This window comes from Eubacterium maltosivorans, assembly GCF_002441855.2.
In the GTDB taxonomy this organism is placed as follows: domain Bacteria; phylum Bacillota; class Clostridia; order Eubacteriales; family Eubacteriaceae; genus Eubacterium; species Eubacterium maltosivorans.
This window is the reverse complement of the sequence record NZ_CP029487.1, coordinates 4,222,583-4,239,263: the sequence shown is the minus strand read 5'-3', so window position 1 is coordinate 4,239,263 and position 16,681 is coordinate 4,222,583. Positions and strand designations below refer to the sequence as shown.

Annotated in this window: 20 protein-coding genes and 1 other annotated feature; of the genes, 11 read left to right on the top strand and 9 right to left on the bottom strand. The window is 47.8% G+C overall.

Annotated elements, in window-relative coordinates; translation table 11 throughout:
- Positions 1–442: 442 nt before the first annotated feature.
- Both CPZ25_RS19740 and CPZ25_RS19735 read right to left on the bottom strand, forming a co-directional pair.
- A complete protein-coding gene (locus CPZ25_RS19740; protein ID WP_096920596.1) occupies positions 443–1,354 on the bottom strand; it encodes a DUF2268 domain-containing putative Zn-dependent protease in 912 nt (303 codons plus the stop codon).
- Positions 1,355–1,419: 65 nt separating this feature from the next.
- The gene (locus tag CPZ25_RS19735; RefSeq protein WP_058695280.1) at positions 1,420–1,926 is read right to left on the bottom strand and encodes a YcxB family protein; all 507 of its coding nucleotides are present in this window, start codon (positions 1,924–1,926) and stop codon (positions 1,420–1,422) included.
- Between the two features lie 147 nt (positions 1,927–2,073).
- Here CPZ25_RS19735 and CPZ25_RS19730 point away from each other — a divergent pair, with 147 nt between their 5' ends.
- Positions 2,074–2,565 carry a class I SAM-dependent methyltransferase gene (locus tag CPZ25_RS19730; RefSeq protein WP_058695281.1) on the top strand — a complete coding sequence of 164 codons (492 nt, stop codon included), beginning with the start codon at positions 2,074–2,076 and terminating at the stop codon, positions 2,563–2,565.
- 29 nt (positions 2,566–2,594) lie between these two features.
- On the opposite strand, the gene CPZ25_RS19725 is transcribed toward CPZ25_RS19730, so the two are convergent.
- The 6 genes from CPZ25_RS19725 to CPZ25_RS19700 form a co-directional block, all read right to left on the bottom strand.
- Positions 2,595–3,395, bottom strand: a complete 801-nt coding sequence (locus CPZ25_RS19725; RefSeq protein ID WP_096920597.1) for an ABC transporter permease — start codon at positions 3,393–3,395, stop codon at positions 2,595–2,597.
- 87 nt (positions 3,396–3,482) lie between these two features.
- Positions 3,483–4,277, bottom strand: coding sequence for an ABC transporter permease (locus tag CPZ25_RS19720; protein ID WP_167495281.1), 795 nt, complete (start codon positions 4,275–4,277; stop codon positions 3,483–3,485).
- Positions 4,270–5,193: an ABC transporter ATP-binding protein gene (locus tag CPZ25_RS19715; RefSeq protein WP_058695284.1), complete on the bottom strand. Its 924-nt coding sequence runs from the start codon at positions 5,191–5,193 to the stop codon at positions 4,270–4,272. Before CPZ25_RS19715 ends, CPZ25_RS19720 begins: the two co-directional genes overlap by 8 nt.
- An 89-nt stretch (positions 5,194–5,282) precedes the next feature.
- A complete protein-coding gene (locus CPZ25_RS19710) occupies positions 5,283–6,206 on the bottom strand; it encodes a sensor histidine kinase (protein ID WP_243129325.1) in 924 nt (307 codons plus the stop codon).
- A 2-nt stretch (positions 6,207–6,208) separates the two neighbouring features.
- Positions 6,209–6,907 carry a response regulator transcription factor gene (locus tag CPZ25_RS19705; protein WP_058695286.1) on the bottom strand — a complete coding sequence of 233 codons (699 nt, stop codon included), beginning with the start codon at positions 6,905–6,907 and terminating at the stop codon, positions 6,209–6,211.
- A gap of 97 nt (positions 6,908–7,004) precedes the next feature.
- Complete coding sequence (locus tag CPZ25_RS19700; protein WP_096920599.1) at positions 7,005–7,889, bottom strand: SPL family radical SAM protein; 885 nt, start codon at positions 7,887–7,889, stop codon at positions 7,005–7,007.
- A gap of 131 nt (positions 7,890–8,020) precedes the next feature.
- On the opposite strand from CPZ25_RS19700, the gene CPZ25_RS19695 reads away from it, so the two are divergent.
- The 4 genes from CPZ25_RS19695 to CPZ25_RS19680 all read left to right on the top strand — a co-directional run bounded on the left by CPZ25_RS19695 (position 8,021) and on the right by CPZ25_RS19680 (position 12,942).
- The gene (locus tag CPZ25_RS19695; protein ID WP_058695288.1) at positions 8,021–8,710 is read left to right on the top strand and encodes a response regulator transcription factor; all 690 of its coding nucleotides are present in this window, start codon (positions 8,021–8,023) and stop codon (positions 8,708–8,710) included.
- Between the two features lies 1 nt (position 8,711).
- Complete coding sequence (locus CPZ25_RS19690) at positions 8,712–9,650, top strand: sensor histidine kinase (RefSeq protein ID WP_096920600.1); 939 nt, start codon at positions 8,712–8,714, stop codon at positions 9,648–9,650.
- Positions 9,651–9,761: 111 nt separating this feature from the next.
- Complete coding sequence (locus tag CPZ25_RS19685; RefSeq protein ID WP_074617717.1) at positions 9,762–10,442, top strand: ABC transporter ATP-binding protein; 681 nt, start codon at positions 9,762–9,764, stop codon at positions 10,440–10,442.
- On the top strand, positions 10,435–12,942 hold the full coding sequence (locus CPZ25_RS19680; RefSeq protein ID WP_096920601.1) for an ABC transporter permease: 2,508 nt from the start codon (positions 10,435–10,437) through the stop codon (positions 12,940–12,942). Before CPZ25_RS19685 ends, CPZ25_RS19680 begins: the two co-directional genes overlap by 8 nt.
- A 42-nt stretch (positions 12,943–12,984) precedes the next feature.
- On the opposite strand, the gene CPZ25_RS19675 is transcribed toward CPZ25_RS19680, so the two are convergent.
- Positions 12,985–14,364, bottom strand: a complete 1,380-nt coding sequence (locus tag CPZ25_RS19675; RefSeq protein ID WP_096920602.1) for a TrpB-like pyridoxal phosphate-dependent enzyme — start codon at positions 14,362–14,364, stop codon at positions 12,985–12,987.
- Between the two features lie 62 nt (positions 14,365–14,426).
- Positions 14,427–14,681, bottom strand: a binding site (T-box leader).
- A 151-nt stretch (positions 14,682–14,832) separates the two neighbouring features.
- Here CPZ25_RS19675 and CPZ25_RS19670 point away from each other — a divergent pair.
- The 6 genes from CPZ25_RS19670 (at position 14,833) to CPZ25_RS20615 (ending at position 16,593) form a co-directional block, all read left to right on the top strand.
- Positions 14,833–15,039: a hypothetical protein gene (locus CPZ25_RS19670; RefSeq protein WP_096920603.1), complete on the top strand. Its 207-nt coding sequence runs from the start codon at positions 14,833–14,835 to the stop codon at positions 15,037–15,039.
- Between the two features lie 5 nt (positions 15,040–15,044).
- The gene (locus tag CPZ25_RS19665; protein ID WP_096920604.1) at positions 15,045–15,287 is read left to right on the top strand and encodes a hypothetical protein; all 243 of its coding nucleotides are present in this window, start codon (positions 15,045–15,047) and stop codon (positions 15,285–15,287) included.
- A complete protein-coding gene (locus CPZ25_RS20625; protein ID WP_167495280.1) occupies positions 15,284–15,460 on the top strand; it encodes a hypothetical protein in 177 nt (58 codons plus the stop codon). The genes CPZ25_RS19665 and CPZ25_RS20625 overlap by 4 nt, the downstream gene beginning before the upstream one ends.
- Before the next feature lie 90 nt (positions 15,461–15,550).
- Positions 15,551–15,808 carry a hypothetical protein gene (locus tag CPZ25_RS19660; protein WP_096920605.1) on the top strand — a complete coding sequence of 86 codons (258 nt, stop codon included), beginning with the start codon at positions 15,551–15,553 and terminating at the stop codon, positions 15,806–15,808.
- A gap of 8 nt (positions 15,809–15,816) precedes the next feature.
- A complete protein-coding gene (locus tag CPZ25_RS20620) occupies positions 15,817–15,987 on the top strand; it encodes a hypothetical protein (protein ID WP_167495279.1) in 171 nt (56 codons plus the stop codon).
- Between the two features lie 432 nt (positions 15,988–16,419).
- Positions 16,420–16,593: a hypothetical protein gene (locus tag CPZ25_RS20615; protein WP_167495278.1), complete on the top strand. Its 174-nt coding sequence runs from the start codon at positions 16,420–16,422 to the stop codon at positions 16,591–16,593.
- Positions 16,594–16,681 lie beyond the last annotated feature (88 nt).

Sequence of the window (16,681 nt, the reverse complement as noted above, 5' to 3'; positions counted from 1 at the left end):
CCCCTTATTATTTTTTTGATCTTAAGTCTGCAAAGCCTGCGGCAGTTTTATAATCGATGAAAACCACTGCCTGATCCAGACTCTGCATCGATTTTTACAATTCCAATGACCACTGCATCCACCTCCTGTTCAAAATAAAAAAACAGAGCACCAACATTTACGGCCTCTGTTTTAAACTATTTAAAAAAGGCTCCGGACAGACAATGTCCGTAGCCTTATAACACTTTTATTTTGGACTCAATCTGTACAAAGGTATACAAATAAAGCCTTAAAGGCTTTTTTACCCTTTCGATACAGTCATTTGGCCAGGCTCCGCACAATGTTCTGAAAATCAGCTTGCTTGGAGCCTTCTGCAATACAATTCCTGCCATATAGTGTTTCTAACATTGTACAAATTCCTTTCCTTTTTCTGCTCTTATTGTAACAAGGCCAAGCTCCCTTGTCAATGCCCCCAAAATTCTGAACACTCTGCCATAATCTCAGCGGCTGGCTTCAGGGTTGCTTCTACAATAGGGACGCCCGTTTTTTTGAGATAATGGCGGATCATATGATAACCGCAGGCATACCCCGCGCAATAGGGCATCCCCACCGGAAAGAAATGCTGTATCTCTGCTATCTCGTCACCGTAAAGCCAGGGTGTAATACCGTCAAAGCCGGTTACATCAAAAGCTTCAACAATCTTTGGTTTTATAACCTCTTCCAAAACTGACGCATCTGTTTTAGTTACCCATGGACCAACAGCTTTTTCGCCGTAGAGAGCCGCGACAAAATTTTCGGCCAGTCCCTCACTTACCATCATTTCGGCCAGCGTAATATCCGGCCGCCATTTCTGGAATTGAAACCGCACATTGTGGTTGCACTCATGGGCCAGGGCCGCAGGCATCCTGGCGACCGTCGTTTCACTCGGCACCAATGAGCCCAAAATATAGCCTGGAATGCCGCCATCCCCGCAGTACCCCTCACTCATCTGTGTATATGGATTATCCGGATTGGCCAGAAGAAGGGTAAAAAAGTATTCCTGAACCGGCAGTTCGATACCCGCCTTTACAAAACAATCCAGCGATTTCTTTATCGCTGCCTCACTGGCAGACCAAAGACTTTCTTCTTTAAGCCACTCCACCGCTTCTTTCTGTGAATGATCCACCCTTTCTGGTGGAAAAAGCCCCATCATTTCAGAGGCCATCACCACATCGTAGCCGCCTTTCCGGGCAGCCTTAATCGGCACATTGATACATGCCCACTTGTACTCAAAAGGCTTCATCATCTCATAACGGTAAAGGTCATCTCTTTTTCCGGCAGAAGCGTTCATCATCTTTTCATAAATTTTTCCAGAATAAATGGCATTGATTTTCATAAAACGTCATCTCCTTTCGTGTCTTAATCTCAGTTTAAGGGATAACGCCACGTAAGGGTCAAGCTTTATTTAAAAGCCTGAGGACATTTTTTCATTAAAAAGCTTTTGAAATCAGCGGCACTGCCGGCCGTAAAGCCATCCTTATCAAGAATATGCATTTTTCCGCCAACCACGATCACAAAAGCATGCCCTGTTTCATAGATTTTTTCAATCTGTTTGTAAAAAACAGGCCGTTCTGCCTCATCCGTTTTCCAAACCATCTTATCCTTGGTAATAATCCATTTAAAGCCACTGGCCGGAAAAATATCTTTTTGCTCATTGTAGGCTCTCTCTGCCGAAAAGCGGTATCCCTGAAAATAGACAAGCACCAGCAGTATTCCCATCACTATAAATATCACGCCTGCCGGCCAGGACGCTCTCGACAGATAATAGTAGGCGCAAACAAAACAAAAAGCAGCCATGAGTAAATAGAACCAGCGTTTTTTCAGAGCGTTTTTCTGATACCATTTTCCCTGTGCCTCAAGATAAATTTTTTTGCTGTAAATGGTTGTGTTTTCAAATAAAGTTTTCATTTTTTATCCTTTTATTTTTTTGATAATGGCTTTATTATACACCAACTGTACCGCAAATGGTAAATTTAATTTTTATCTGGGCATTCCGTCCTAAATTCGTTATAATGGGTATAAGCTTTACATCATCAATTTCAGAAAGGAAAGATCATGGATAACAATACCATCAATTTAAACTCTGAATACTCCGCAGGCTTTCAGATTGAACTCCTGGATTTAGATATGGATAAGCTGGAAGACCCAATTTTAGTTGTGGGTTCCGGCGCTACAGGGAATCTCGTCTTCTTTTTAAACGCACAGGGCCACCGCGCCTGCGGCATTGACCCCAGCGCCGAGGATACAGATGTTACGCGCGCATCCGATTTTTTACACGTCGATTACGGTAAGGACTACTGGGGCAGTATTCTCTCCCCTCTTGCCTTTATTAAAGAAATGTCTGCGGCCATGTCCGCACAGGACGGCAGTGACCTGGAATGGGTAAAATGCTATAAATCTATTCTGACAGCACTTAAAAAGGGCGGCTCCTTTATTTACGCCCCTTCCCTCCCCTATATTGAGGATATTCTGCCAAAAGAGCAATTTGAAATAACCCGCAGCACCATTCGTGAAAATCTGTCCCGCACAAAGATCACCAGAAAATAATAAAAGAGATGATGCGGCAAAACGCCGTGTCATCTCTTTTTGCTTTTTGAACCGGCTGCCGCAGCAGCATCCCTCTGCCGATGACCGTTTTTCTGCACATACTTATCAGTTCTCAACACCAGCACAATGGATAGAACCAGTGTCAGCGCCAGCACCGTACAGCACAGGGGCAGGTTATAGGCAAAGCCTTCTGAAAAGGCGCCTGGATCAATTCTGTAATTGATAAGGGCAAAGCCCGCTGTGAGCGGATACACATTTCCAAGTCCGTGGCCTGCCACAAGACCCCCGCAAACCCCGTAAAAGAAGGCAAAGCCCACGCCCGCGACAAAGCCGCCCGGCTTTTTACTGGTAAAAACAATGATGGGCAGTACCGCAATATACACGCACAGGTTCATGACCACCATCTGCACAAGCGACTGCACTGCCAGATTTGCCGTAAAGCCTTCCAGCTCGGATATTCCGGCAAACAGTACGGTTGCCAGGAAGCTGCCGATTCCCGACAGCGCCACCAGAGCCGCGATAACCAAAAGCTTAGCGGTCAGCAGCTTACTGAAGGGAACGGGTATGGTCAGTAGGTTTTTAAGGGTATCATCTGCCCACTCTCTGGAGATGATATAACCTGCCAACAGCGTAAAAACCAGAGGATTGACCGCGTCAAAATTTGTCCAGATAACATTGTCTGAGAAATCCGGAAAGGCATAGGTTCCGCTGGTATCCATGGAGATGGTAAACCAGGAAAGCAGCGGGCCGCAGAGCATGGCGGCTGCCGCCACCCAGACAATGGGGTAGCGCTTGAGCTTCAGTAATTCTGTCTTAATCAATTTCAGCATTTTTCTTCTCCCTCCCGCCGGTCAAATAAATAAAAATAAAAACCGCCGCAACACACAAAATCCACTTTAGTTTTCTCACAGCGCACCTCAGCTTTCACGTTTTCCGTAGATAAACAGAATACCCACGATGGACAGCACCGCGATCAGACCGACAACCCCGGCCGCCAAAGGCAGGGAAACCGCCGTTTCTTTGACCGCCGCCGCGGCCGCGTCGCCCTGGATGGCCAGCACCTGCCAGCGCCAGATGAGCGGGACAGGCAGAATGGTGAGCAGCGGATTGGTGAAGTTGCCGCTTGTAAAGCTGGTACTCGCGACACCAAAGCCCCCTACCGCATAAATCAGGGACAGAAGAATCGAAAAAATATAGCTCCGATTGAAAAAGACAATGGCAATGACCACCGGCAGGGTTCCGGCGGTCAGGAGAATACCTGTCATAATGCTGATCCACAGCTTATAGCCCACCCCATTGATACCGCCGCCGATCAGTCCGCCCACCATGGATGAGGCCATGAGCGCAACGGAATAAAAAATGCCTAATATGAACAATGTAATGATCTTGGCCGCGATAATCTGATTACTGCTTAAGGGAATAGTTCGCAGATTTTTTAGCGTGTCGTTATCCCTTTCCATGTAAAACAGCATGGCTGCCACGATCCCGATAATGCAGGGCATGGAGATAAAATTTCCAAAGCCCACAATCATACCAAACAGGCCGTCGTACATTTCCGCGGGCGGCATCACATTGTCCGCGCTCTGCCCGATGCCGGTTTTCAGGACAATGGCCGTAAGCGGAATAGGCATGATACAGGCCGCCAAAACGATAAAAATCACAAATTTTTTGCGTTTCAGCTTTAAGAACTCACAGCGCACAAGCTTAAGCAATGCCGACACCCCCCGTAACCTTTTTGAAATAATCCTCCAGGGTATCCTCACAGGTGTGGGCGTCGTCTACCACCAGCTCATTCTCCACAAAGCACTTGGTCAGCGTACCGACCCGCAGGCTGGTGTCAAAGAGCCGCAGCGTGTGTCCGTCGTCAATACTGAAATCATTGGTTTTAAAGACCTTTTCCAGAATCCGCGCTGCTTTAGCCGTATCGGATAAAACAAAACGAATATACATCTGGTTTTTATCCCTGAGCACAGACATACGCTCCTCCTCCAAGAGCACACCGTTATTAATAATGCCCACATCATCGGCCAAAAGCTCAATTTCTGAAAGAATGTGGCTGGATACCAGAATGGTTTTTCCCTTTTTCGCAAAGGCTTTGAGCAGATCACGGATCTCTGCGATGCCGATGGGGTCCAGGCCATTGATGGGCTCATCCAGAATTAAAAGCTCGGGGTCGTGCATGACAGCCAGGGCAATGGCCAGGCGCTGTTTCATACCCAGCGAATACTTGGAAAAAAGCTTTTTATCCTTGTATGGAAGCCCCACAAGCTCAAGGGATTCTTTGACTGCATCCTTCCTCGGAATGCCACGAAGCGTGGCAAAAACACTCAAATTCTCTGTTCCCGTCAGGTTGGGATAAAAGCCCGGCGACTCGATCAGGCTTCCAATTCTCGGGTACAGGGCCTTACCGTCCTTAAGCGGGTCTTTCCCAAAAATACGGATAGTGCCCTGAGTGGGCTCAGTTAATCCCAGGAGCATTCGCATGGTGGTGGTTTTTCCTGCGCCGTTGCGGCCCAGCAGGCCATATATCTTTCCCCTGCGCACATGCAGATCAAGAGACGAAACGCTGACCTGATCGCCATAAACCTTTGTCAGATTTTTTGTAGCGATAACATATTTTTCCTTCATAGTTCAGTTCCTCCTCTGTTGATACTGCCATGATACCACCTGTGTCCTGCCCCAACCTTGCCTCAACCTTGCTTTAACCTTGTCTTTCATCAAACCAGCTTAAAATCCAGGAGAAAACGCGTCCCCTTTCCCACTTCGCTCATTACACGGATACCGCCATTCTGCAGCCGGACCAGCTGCTCCACAATGGAGAGCCCAAGGCCGCTGCCCTTGCCCATTCTGGCAGGGTCACATTTATAAAGACGATCAAAAATATGGTCCAGCTCCTCCGCTGGTATCCCCCTTCCATTATCCTTTACCCATATCTCCACACTGTCTTTCTTTTCCTCTACACCAACAGAAATCGCAGAAGCGCCGCTGTGGCTCACTGCGTTTTGTATCAGATTATTTAAAATCCTTCTGTAAGCCGCTGTGTCCAGAGAGACAGTCATGCGTTTTTCCGGGATAAAAAAAGCATAATTCATTTCATTTTGCTCAAAAACCGGAAGCCAGTCACTCAGAACGGTCTGGGTCATTTCCGTCACATTCACCGGAGCGATTTCCAGCACCCGCTCGTTGGAATTCAGCTTAAACCATTCAAAAAGATCATCCACATACATCTGGAGGCTGTGGGCCTTCTCGCGGGCTGTTTCGATGTATTCTTCCCGCTCCCCTCCCTCAACCAGATGGCTGTGGACAGCGTCCAGATAGCCGATCAGTGTGGTGAGCGGCGTCCGGACGTCGTGGGAAAGGCTGGTCATCATCTGCCGGTTGGCCTGATCGCGCTCATTGAGCTCCGCGATTGTATCGCGATACCCCTCCATAATAGCGTTGATTTTATAAAAAAAAGGCGCCACAATATTATCCGGCACTGCCAGCATACGGCGGTTCAGATTGCCGTTTCGGATATCTTCAAGTGCCTCATTCATATCCCGGACGCTTTTGCGTGCCTGATAGAGTTTCCCTGCCAAAACAAGAACCGCGCTGCCGGCAAGGAACAAAAGCGCTGACAGCAGTATTTCCAATCCTTCCATGATCACACCTCCGCGTTAAAACGGTAACCTACACCCTTGATGGTCTGAATATAGGTCGGTTTTTTGGAATCCGGCTCAATAAGTCTGCGTATTTTGCTGATATGCGCCATGATATTGCTGTCATCATACAGGTATTCTTCCTTCCAGACCTCCTCATAGATCTGCTTCTTTGTCAGGGCGCGCCCTTTGTTTTTGGCCAGATAATACAAAATATCAAACTCCTTTGCCTGAAGCTCAATCCCTCTGCCGCAAACTGTAACCAGCCGCCTGTCCGGGTCGATTTCAAGATTTTTAAAGCTCAGCCTGCCAAAGATTTCCTCCCCGCTTCCGTTGAGAATGGTGTAGCGCCTCACCAGCGAATGAACCCTGGCGCTGAACTCATTAATATCAAAGGGCTTTGTGAGATAATCATCCGCCCCGAGCCGGAGCCCGTATACCTTGTCGATATTATCGTCCCGGGCTGTCAGCATCAATACTGGTACCGCACTGGTTTCACGGATTTTCCTGAGCACCTCAAAGCCGTCCAGACCGGGCATCATTACATCCAACACCACGAGCACCGGGCTGCCCTCCTCCAACTTTTCAAGCCCTTCGTGGCCGTCACTGGCGCAGGCCGCTTCAAAGCCATCGCAGGTGACACATTTTTCGAGCAGGGCGCACAGCTTAGGATCATCGTCAATGATTATAATTCTATTTTTCATTTTGTTCCCCTTTTGTCCATGATTATCTTTTCATTCTAACATCTTCCGCTGAAAAAAAGAACAAAAAATAAAAAAGGGAAGGCCGCGAAACGCCGTGTCATCTCAGAAATGACAGCTGTTCACATTGATACCGGCCTTTGTAATCTTTGATAATATCTTTCATCCTGAAATTGAGGCCCGCCTGACCGCAGACATTTTCTAAAAACGTGTAAAGTTCATGTGCTCTGGAAGCTCCGCAGCTATAATCATTGCCGTATCGCCGCATATACTTTTGCCGGAGTCCTGGAAAATGCTGGTCCAGCTGACTAAAATAATAATCTCTCTGGACATCTCTAAGGGTAACACCAAAACCGGGATAAATGAAACGTGCGCCGCACTTTGCCCCCTGCTCCACAATCGACTGGATATTGTCTGTGTTGTCCTCAATAAAGGGAAGAACCGGCATCAGCAAAATACCGGTATAGATGCCTGCATCTGAGAGGGCCCTTACTGCCTCAAACCGTTTGCTGCTTGGCGGGGCCCCAGGCTCGACAATACCGCTCAACGCATCGTCCGCCGCTGTGATCGTGACCTTACAGATAACCGGGGAGTGGCTCTGTATACGCGACAGCAGATCAATATCCCGTGTGACCAGGCTCCCCTTGGTCGCGATGGCCACGCCAAAGCCATAATGGTCAATGAGCTTGAGCGCTTCCCTGGTTAGGCACTCCCTTCTCTCAAAGGTATTGTAGGGATCGCTCATGGCACCCGTACTTACCACACCTTTTTTCTTTTTACTTTTAAGGTCACGGGCGATGAGCCTGAGGGCGTCCTTCTTTTTCTTTACTGTGTCAAAATCCGTATTCTGGTAGCATTCGCTGCGGCTATCACAATAAATGCAGCCGTGGCAGCAGCCCCTGTAAATATTCATACTGTATTCTGTTCCAAACCACGCGGTATTTTTATTCTTGGTGACCAGTATTTTGGCCGGTATTGTTTCCATTGATATCTCCTTTTTCTGTCTCTATTATACCAGACAGAATCTGACAGGTCGTGTCATATTTGAACAGCAGCGCTTCTTCTTGCATTTTGCTGCTTTTCTGGTTATACTGAACTGCGTACAAGGAGGTACCTATGACTGACGAACCATCAAAAATACTCATCGTTGAGGATGATCGCGCCCTGAACCAGGGGCTTGTACTGTCCTTAAAAAACGATTCTTATACCACACTTTCCGCCTTTTCCATTAAGGAGGCCAGAGAAAAACTGACAGACAATACCTTTGACCTGATCGTTCTGGATGTAAATCTGCCTGACGGCAATGGGCTGGAGCTGTGCCAGGAGATACGGCGCCGTTCCGCTGTTCCCATTATTTTTCTGACCGCCAACGATATGGAAATGGACGTGGTCATCGGCCTTGAAAGCGGCGGAGACGACTATATCACGAAGCCCTTCAGCCTGGCGATTCTGCGTGCCCGCATCGCCGCGCTGCTTCGCCGAAGCCAGAAGGAACGGCAAAACTGCATAAAAATCGACGCCTTTACTTTTGATTTTGACCAAATGGTTTTTTTTAAAGGCGAAGATGAGCTGACGCTCAGCAAAACGGAGCAGAAGCTGTTAAAGCTGCTGCTGGCAAACCGCGGCAGCACAGTCACCAGAGAGCTGCTGCTGGAAAAGGTCTGGGGAGACAGCATGGACTTTGTGGATGAAAACGCCCTCTCTGTGACCATACGCCGTCTGCGCAGCAAGCTCGAGGACAATTCCTCAAAGCCTGTGTATATTCAGACAGTCTATGGCCTGGGGTATACCTGGGCGGTGAAGTAAAATGAACGCAGCCGTTATCCTTATTTCAATATCGGCCATTCTTCTCGGTGGCTTCTTTATCCTTTGCCTGTTCCGCTTAAGCCGGACGCTTACCCGTCTGGACCAAATGCTTGACAACGCTCTTGAGAACACCTTTAAAGAAAATGCTTTTGACGAAAGCCGCCTCTCAGCCCTTGAAACCAAGCTTCATCATTTTTTGAGCGCCAGCCGTGCCCGCAGCAGCCGCATTGTATCTGAGCGGGATCAGGTCCAGACCCTTATCGGCGATATTTCCCACCAGACCAAAACGCCCATTGCCAACCTGAGGCTTTATTCTGACTTGCTGGCAGAACAGTCAGGCCTGCCAGAATCTGCTCAGATGCTGGCAGATGAGATTGGCCGGCAAAGCGCAAAGCTTGATTTTCTGATCCAGTCACTGATCAAGGCCTCCCGGCTTGAAAACGGCATTGTTCAGGTTTCACCCGAGACTTCCGCCATGGATGTGCTTTTAGAAAGCGCCGCGCTGGGGGTATTAAAAAAAGCTCAAAACCGTTCTGTCACGCTTATTATGGATGTTCCGCAGAACCTGTCCGCCTGTTTTGATCTCAAATGGACAGCGGAGGCTCTTTATAATATTCTGGACAACGCACTCAAATACACCCCGCCGGGCGGAGAAATCCACGTCACCGCGCAGGCCTATGAATTATTCTGCCGAATCGATGTCTCAGACACTGGAATTGGTATTTCCGAAGACGAAATACCCAAGATTTTCAGCCGCTTCTACCGTTCCTCCGCAGTCAGCCAGGAAGAAGGCGTTGGCATTGGCCTTTACCTCTCCCGGGAGATTATCACCTTGCAGGGCGGCTATATCAAGGTTTCCTCCGAACCCGGTAAAGGCTCCTGCTTCTCTGTTTTTCTGCCACGCTCTTTTCAAAAAAAGGAAGAAACTTCTGCCTTTTAAATGAAATCTGTCAAAACTGTAAGATTCCGGAAAGAACATGGAAAGAAGTTTTTGTTATAGTTTGTTTATGGAGTTCTTACTCCGTACAGACTATCAATTATGGAGGTCATTATGATCATTCTACAGACAAAACAGCTAAAAAAATATTACGGTACAGGTGAAACCACTGTAAAGGCTCTTGACAATGTGTCCCTTGAGATAGAAGAAGGCTCATTTTCAGCCATTGTCGGCACCTCAGGCAGTGGAAAATCCACACTTTTACATATGCTCGGCGGACTGGACCGCCCTACATCAGGCTCCGTAATGGTGGATGGCAAAAACATCTTTGATTTGAAGGATGACGCCCTGACCATTTTTAGACGCCGCAAAATTGGATTTGTGTTTCAAAACTACAACCTGGTGCCAGTCCTCAATGTTTATGAAAATATCGTCCTGCCCATCGAGCTGGACGGCCATGCAGTTGACAAAAAATACGTAAGCAGAATCATTGATATCCTCGGGCTTAAAAGCAAGCTTTACAGCCTTCCAAGCCAGCTTTCCGGCGGCCAGCAGCAGCGCGTCGCCATTGCCCGGGCCCTTGCCTCTAAGCCGGCCATTATCCTGGCCGACGAACCCACCGGTAATCTGGATTCCAAAACCAGTCTGGATGTTCTGGGTCTTTTAAAAATCACCAGCGAGCACTTTCATCAGACCATTGTGATGATCACCCACAATGAGGAAATCGCTCAGATGGCAGACCGGATCATCCACATCGAGGATGGTCAGATCACAGGTGGTGGCCGCTATGCTTAAGGTCAAAAATAAAAAAGCCGTGGGCAGGATTGCCCTCAAGAGCTTTAAAGCCAATAAGCTCCGCAACCTCATCGCCATTGTGGCTATTGCCCTGACCACCATTCTGTTCACCACGCTTTTCACCATGGGCACCGGTGTAGTGGAAACCTTTCAGCAACAGACCATCCGCCAGGCCGGCGGGGACGGGCACGCGGTTTTAAAGTACCTGAACGATGAAGAATTTGACAAAATCAAAAAACATCCTCTGATTAAGGAGATCAGCTACGACCGCCTGATGGCAGACTCAGTAGACAACCCAGAACTGCTGAAACGCCGGTCTGAGATGTGGTATAAAGACGATACAGGCTTAAAATTCGCAGGTATCCGCCTGACAGAAGGACAGAAGCCCCAGTCTGCCAATGAGATCATCACTGATACTAAAACCCTCGACATGCTGGGCCTGCCTCACGAGATTGGCGTCACTGTTCCCCTGACTTACACCATCCAGGACCAGATTTTTACCCGTAACTTTATTCTTTCTGGCTACTGGGAAAGCGACCCGGTTTTTAATGTCGGGCAGATTTATGTCTCTCAGGCTTTTGTCTCTGAAAATGCTGATATTCTCAGCCAGGATGACCCGGGAGACGGCCAGATGGCCGGAGTGGTAAATGCCTATATCCTGTTTAGAAACAGCTTTAATCTCGATGCCAAGCTTCATCAGGTGATCACCGAGAGTGGCTTCAACGCTTCGGATTCCGAAGCGCCTGACTACATTGCCTCCAATGTCAACTGGGCTTACCTGTCCTCAAACTTCTCATTAAGCCCTGCCACTGTTCTGGCAGCTTCATCTGCCATTATCCTCATTGTGTTCACAGGCTATCTGATTATTTACAATATTTTTCAGATATCTGTTATCCGGGATATTCGTTTTTATGGCCTGTTAAAAACCATTGGAACGACTGGGCGGCAGATTCGGCATATCCTTAACCGGCAGGCTGTTCTGCTTTCAGCCATCGGTATTCCCATTGGTCTGATTATTGGCTTTTTCACCGGGAAAGCACTGATTCCCATTCTTTTATCGGCCAGTAACTACAGCGCGGATAACGGTGTTTATGTCTCACTGAACCCGCTGATTTTTGTCGGCTCTGCCCTGTTTGCCATTGTGACAGTTTTCATCAGCACGCGCAAGCCTGGGCGTGTTGCCTCCAGAGTATCCCCCATTGAGGCGGTTCGTTATACCGAAGGTGGAAAAGAACGAAAAAAACAGAAAAAATCAACAGACGGCGGCAGGCTTTACCGCATAGCCTTGTCCAATCTCGGCCGCAGCCGGGGTAGAACGATCCTTGTAATCATTTCACTGTCTCTGAGCCTCGTGCTCCTGAACACGGTGTTCACGCTGTCCAGAGGGCTGGACATGGAAAAATACGTAAGCCGATGGGCCAACACTGACTTTGTTATTGCCCACGCTGATTATTTTAATTATGACTATACAGGCCCTGAGAACACTCTGTCTGACAGCTTTATCCAATTGGTCGAATCTCATCCAGGCTTTGAAGCGGGCGGGCGGGTCTTTGGCGGAAAAAGTCAGAACATCAAAATGGACAATCCTCCCGGAGAAACCGAATACAGCAAAAATGGTGAGCAGGTCTTCGCCTCTGTATACGGTGTGGACCCTTTCGTGCTGGATAAACTCACGGTCTTAGAGGGAACTGCAGACGCTGAAAAGCTTGCTAGCGGAAACTACATCATTGCCGCTTATGAGTGTGACGATTACGGCAATCCCTATCCTTACAGTGCTCCTTTCAGCCTTGGCCAGTCCGTTACCCTGTATGACAAGAATGGTACGCCGCATACTTACGAGGTGCTGGCAAAATCCAAAGTAAACCTGAACGTGGCATCGGACCGAAGCAGCTGGGGCTACAACTTTTATCTCCCATCCGAGGTGTACAGCAGTCTTGACCCCGACCAGCCTCTGATGGAGTACACCTTTGACGTGTCTGACAGCCTGGAGGGTGAAATGGAAGCCTTCCTGAAAAATTATACTGAAAAGAGCGAGCCCACAATGGACTACGAATCCCGCGAGCTCATTATCAACGAATTTGAGAGTATGCGGCAGATGATTCTGGTCATCGGCGGTATTCTGACTTTTATCATTGGTCTCATTGGTATCCTGAACTTTGTCAATTCCATTCTGACCAGTATTATTACCAGACGGCGGGAGTTCGCCATGCTTCAGAGCATTGGTATGACTGGAAGCCAGCTGACGAAAATGCTCTGTCTGGAGGGGCTTTACTATGCCCTTGGAACCATTCTGTTCTCTCTGGTTCTTGGCATTTTCTTCTCTGCCATTATCCTTCGTGGAGTTACTGCGTCCCTGTGGTTTTTCTCCTACCACTTTATCATTACACCGCTGCTCATCACCTACCCCATCCTTTTAGCCTTATCTGTGCTGATTCCGGTTATTTCTTACCGGAGCACCATCAAACAGAGTATTGTGGAACGTCTGCGCGAAGCAGAATAAGAAAAAACAGAGGCTGATTTCAGTCTCTGTTTTTTTTTTGCTTTACTCTTCAATCCCCGGGATTTTCGGCAGGCTGTCAAAGCCTTTCTGCAGGTCCTCATCGCTTGGGATATAGTCGTTCATTCTGCCTTCAAGGTAGGCTGAGTAGGCGGTCATATCAAAATAGCCGGTGCCGGTCAGGCCGAAGAGAATGGTCTTGGCTTCGCCGGTTTCCTTGCAGCGCAGGGCTTCATCCATGGCGGCACGGATGGCGTGGGCAGATTCGGGCGCTGGCAGAATGGTTTCTTTTTTTGCAAAATAAACCGCTGCTTCAAACACTCGGGTCTGCTCTACAGAGGTGGCTTCCATATAGCCGTCGTGGTACAGCTTGGATAAAATCGGAGACATCCCGTGGTAGCGCAGGCCGCCGGCATGATTGGCCGATGGAATAAAACCGCTGCCCAGGGTATACATCTTCGCCATCGGGGTGATCTTGCCTGTATCGCAGAAATCATAGGCATAGCGGCCGCGGGTCAGCGACGGACAGGACGCGGGCTCGACGGCAATGATTCTGGGATCGGCTTTTCCAGTGAGCTTATCCTGCATAAACGGCGCTATGAGACCGCCGAGGTTCGAACCACCGCCAGCGCAACCAATGACAATATCGGGATATTCTCCCAGGATCTCCATTGCCGTTTTGCTCTCGAGGCCGATGATGGACTGATGCAGCAGCACCTGATTGAGAACAGAGCCAAGCACATAGCGGCAGCCTTCGGTTTTGACTGCGGTTTCCACGGCCTCGGAGATGGCGCAGCCGAGGCTTCCGGTTGTTCCCGGGTTTTCCGCTAAAATTTTTCGGCCGATGTCGGTGGTTTCACTGGGGCTCGGCATTACTTTTCCGTCAAAGACCTGCATCACAGCCTTCCTGAAGGGCTTTTGTTCATAGGAAACCTTTACCATATACACGGTCAGGGGGATATCGAAATAAGAGCTTGCCTCTGAGAGGGCTGTTCCCCACTGGCCGGCTCCGGTTTCTGTTGTCAGGCTAGTCAGGCCCTGCTCCTTGGCGTAATACACCTGGGCGATGGCTGAGTTGAGCTTGTGGCTACCAGAGGTATTGTTGCCTTCAAATTTGTAGTAGATTTTGGCCGGAGTATCCAACGCTTTTTCCAGGTTGTAAGCCCGGATCAGCGGGGATGGACGATAGATTCGATACATTTCCTGAACGGGTTCTGGAATATCGAAGTACCGGGTTTCACCATCCATTTCCTGGTGCGCCAGCTTTTCACAGAATACAGGATACAGGTCGGACTCCACCGCGGGCTGCATGGTGCCTGGGTTGATCAGAGGGTCTGGCTGCTCCTTCATATCTGCCCGCAGGTTATACCACTGCTTTGGCAGGTCCTCTTCACTTAAATAGAAACGGTAAGGTATTTTTGCCATTGTTCTTTCTCCTTCTGTATGTTAATTTTGCCCAAATAATCAAAAAAGACTTTTGTCCCATACTAAGGGACAAAAGTCTGTAACTTCTGCGATACCACCCAAATTGATGCACTGCCTTACAGCACACCCACTCATTTTACATACCATCATATGCACCCCGCTGATAACGGATGGGGCTCCCGTCGGCGCCTACTCCCTCATGGTTTCAGACCGCACTCCCAAGTCCATTCAGTAATTTCTGTGCTGCCGCATTTCCACCTGCCGCGGCTCTCTGGATACACCCGTCATTACCTACTTCTCTCGTTCGTCGTTTTGATTATTCTGGATTGGTGCTATTCTATAATAAATCCAAGCTTCTGTCAAGCTAAATTTAGGCTTATTTGCCGTTGAAAAGTTTTATAATGAAATTACAAAGTACTTAAGGGGTTGTGCTCTTTACTTTGAATAAACTTATAAGAGGTAATAATAATGAAACAACAAGCAGTATGTGGATTAACCGAAGAACAGGCAGGCGAAATCATGAAACGTGCTTTTGAATATGCACGATTACAATATCATTTTGGCTGTGATACGACTTATGGCATGGACGTAGATGCTTTTTACAAATCTTGTGACGAGCGTCAACAAGCTTTAAATGAATTTCAAGATTATGTTAATGCTTTGGTTCAGAGGTAAGCACCATGAGAAACCTCAAAACAAACGAAACCTACAAACTGACCCTTCTTTCATGCAAAGGCACCAAGGACGAAACGGAGCAGATCATTAACAGTATCTATGAAGAAATCTTTGATTTTCCCGACCATATCGTGGTCAGTAAACGGGAATTACGGCTACTCTTTAACCAGTGCTTAGCCACGAACAAAGTCAAAGAAGCCATTGAATATGTCTTTGTCGAAATCTTTACAGGAGGATACTTAAAATGACGAAAGATGAGAAGAGACAATTGAAAACAAAAATCAACTTAGCTTTAGATCAGTATTATCAACTTGGTTTTCGGGCAGGTGTTGAATCATGCGGATATGAGTATACCGGGAAGATTAATCCTAAGTCTACTTGTTATTTAGATTTGGAGCAATACCTTCTTACTTTAAAATAAAAATCAGCCTGACGAGTCTCTGAGAATTGAGACGAAACCCGGTAGCGCCTTACCGGGTCGCTGATAGAGCAGAAAGGAAACAAGAAAAATATGAACTATTATTTCGCAGGATATCAGATTTTAAATTTTGAAACCAAAGATGGAGGACGCATTGACGGCTTTAACATCTTCCTGATGTCCAAAGACGAAAACGTCAAAGGCCAGAAAGCCGAAAAAAAATTCATCTCCCGCGCCGACTACGACAGAATGCGCGTCAACTTCGACACCTTTGTCGGCAAGAACGTCACCATCTTCTGTGACCTCAAAGGCCACCCCGTTTTGATTCAGGAACACAAAACCGCCGCATAAGGACCGCCATGGACAAAGCAGAAAAGAAAGCGTTACAGGAACGCTACAACGATATTTCACAGATGGCCTTTGAAGCCTTTGCTACGTACTACCTCTGTGACGGCATCTTAGAAGAAATGCTGGAAGACTACCCCTTTCTTGACCCCGCAAGGGCCATACAGCAACGGGCGAAAAATTAGGCAAGCTCGGCGAAGCGTACTTGTCTGATTTATTCGCTCGCCCCACGCCGTCGGCGTGGCCGGATTGGAACCACAGGAGGCACCATGAATATTCAATTAATTTTTCTTATGCTTGGAATGGTCGTAGGCCTTGTTTTAGCCTATAAAGACTGGTTTTAAGCCACAGGAGGACACATGACAACCCTACAGATAATGACCATAGAAGCAACCATGGCAGGCCTGATCTTCGGTGCTGTACTCGCCGTACCCGTGACCCACATGCTTTCAAAGATATTTGACAGGTTTTAACATGGAGCTACAATTTTTTGAAATCTTTATTCACTTTGCCGTCTTAGGCTTTTTGGGAAGTATTTTCCTCTGGATATTCGCATTCTGTGGCTATCTGGTCTTTAAAGCCTTTTGGAATTCCACGCACTGAAAGGGGGTGACACCATGGAAGAAAACGCAACCACTGCTTTGATCACTGCTATGACTGGTAAATTTACTGAAGTGATCGGCCAGTTACCCGGCGCTGTACAGGGTATCCTGATTGCTGGTATTGCCATTGCTGTTGTTTTCGTTGTCTACAAAATCGCAAAGAAAGCCTTCAACAAATCCACATCTTAACGCACTCATTAAAAAAGCCTGTCGGCCTTCCTCTTTAGGTTAGCAGACAGGTTTTTTAGTTTTCTATGGCAATACAGCAATAAACATT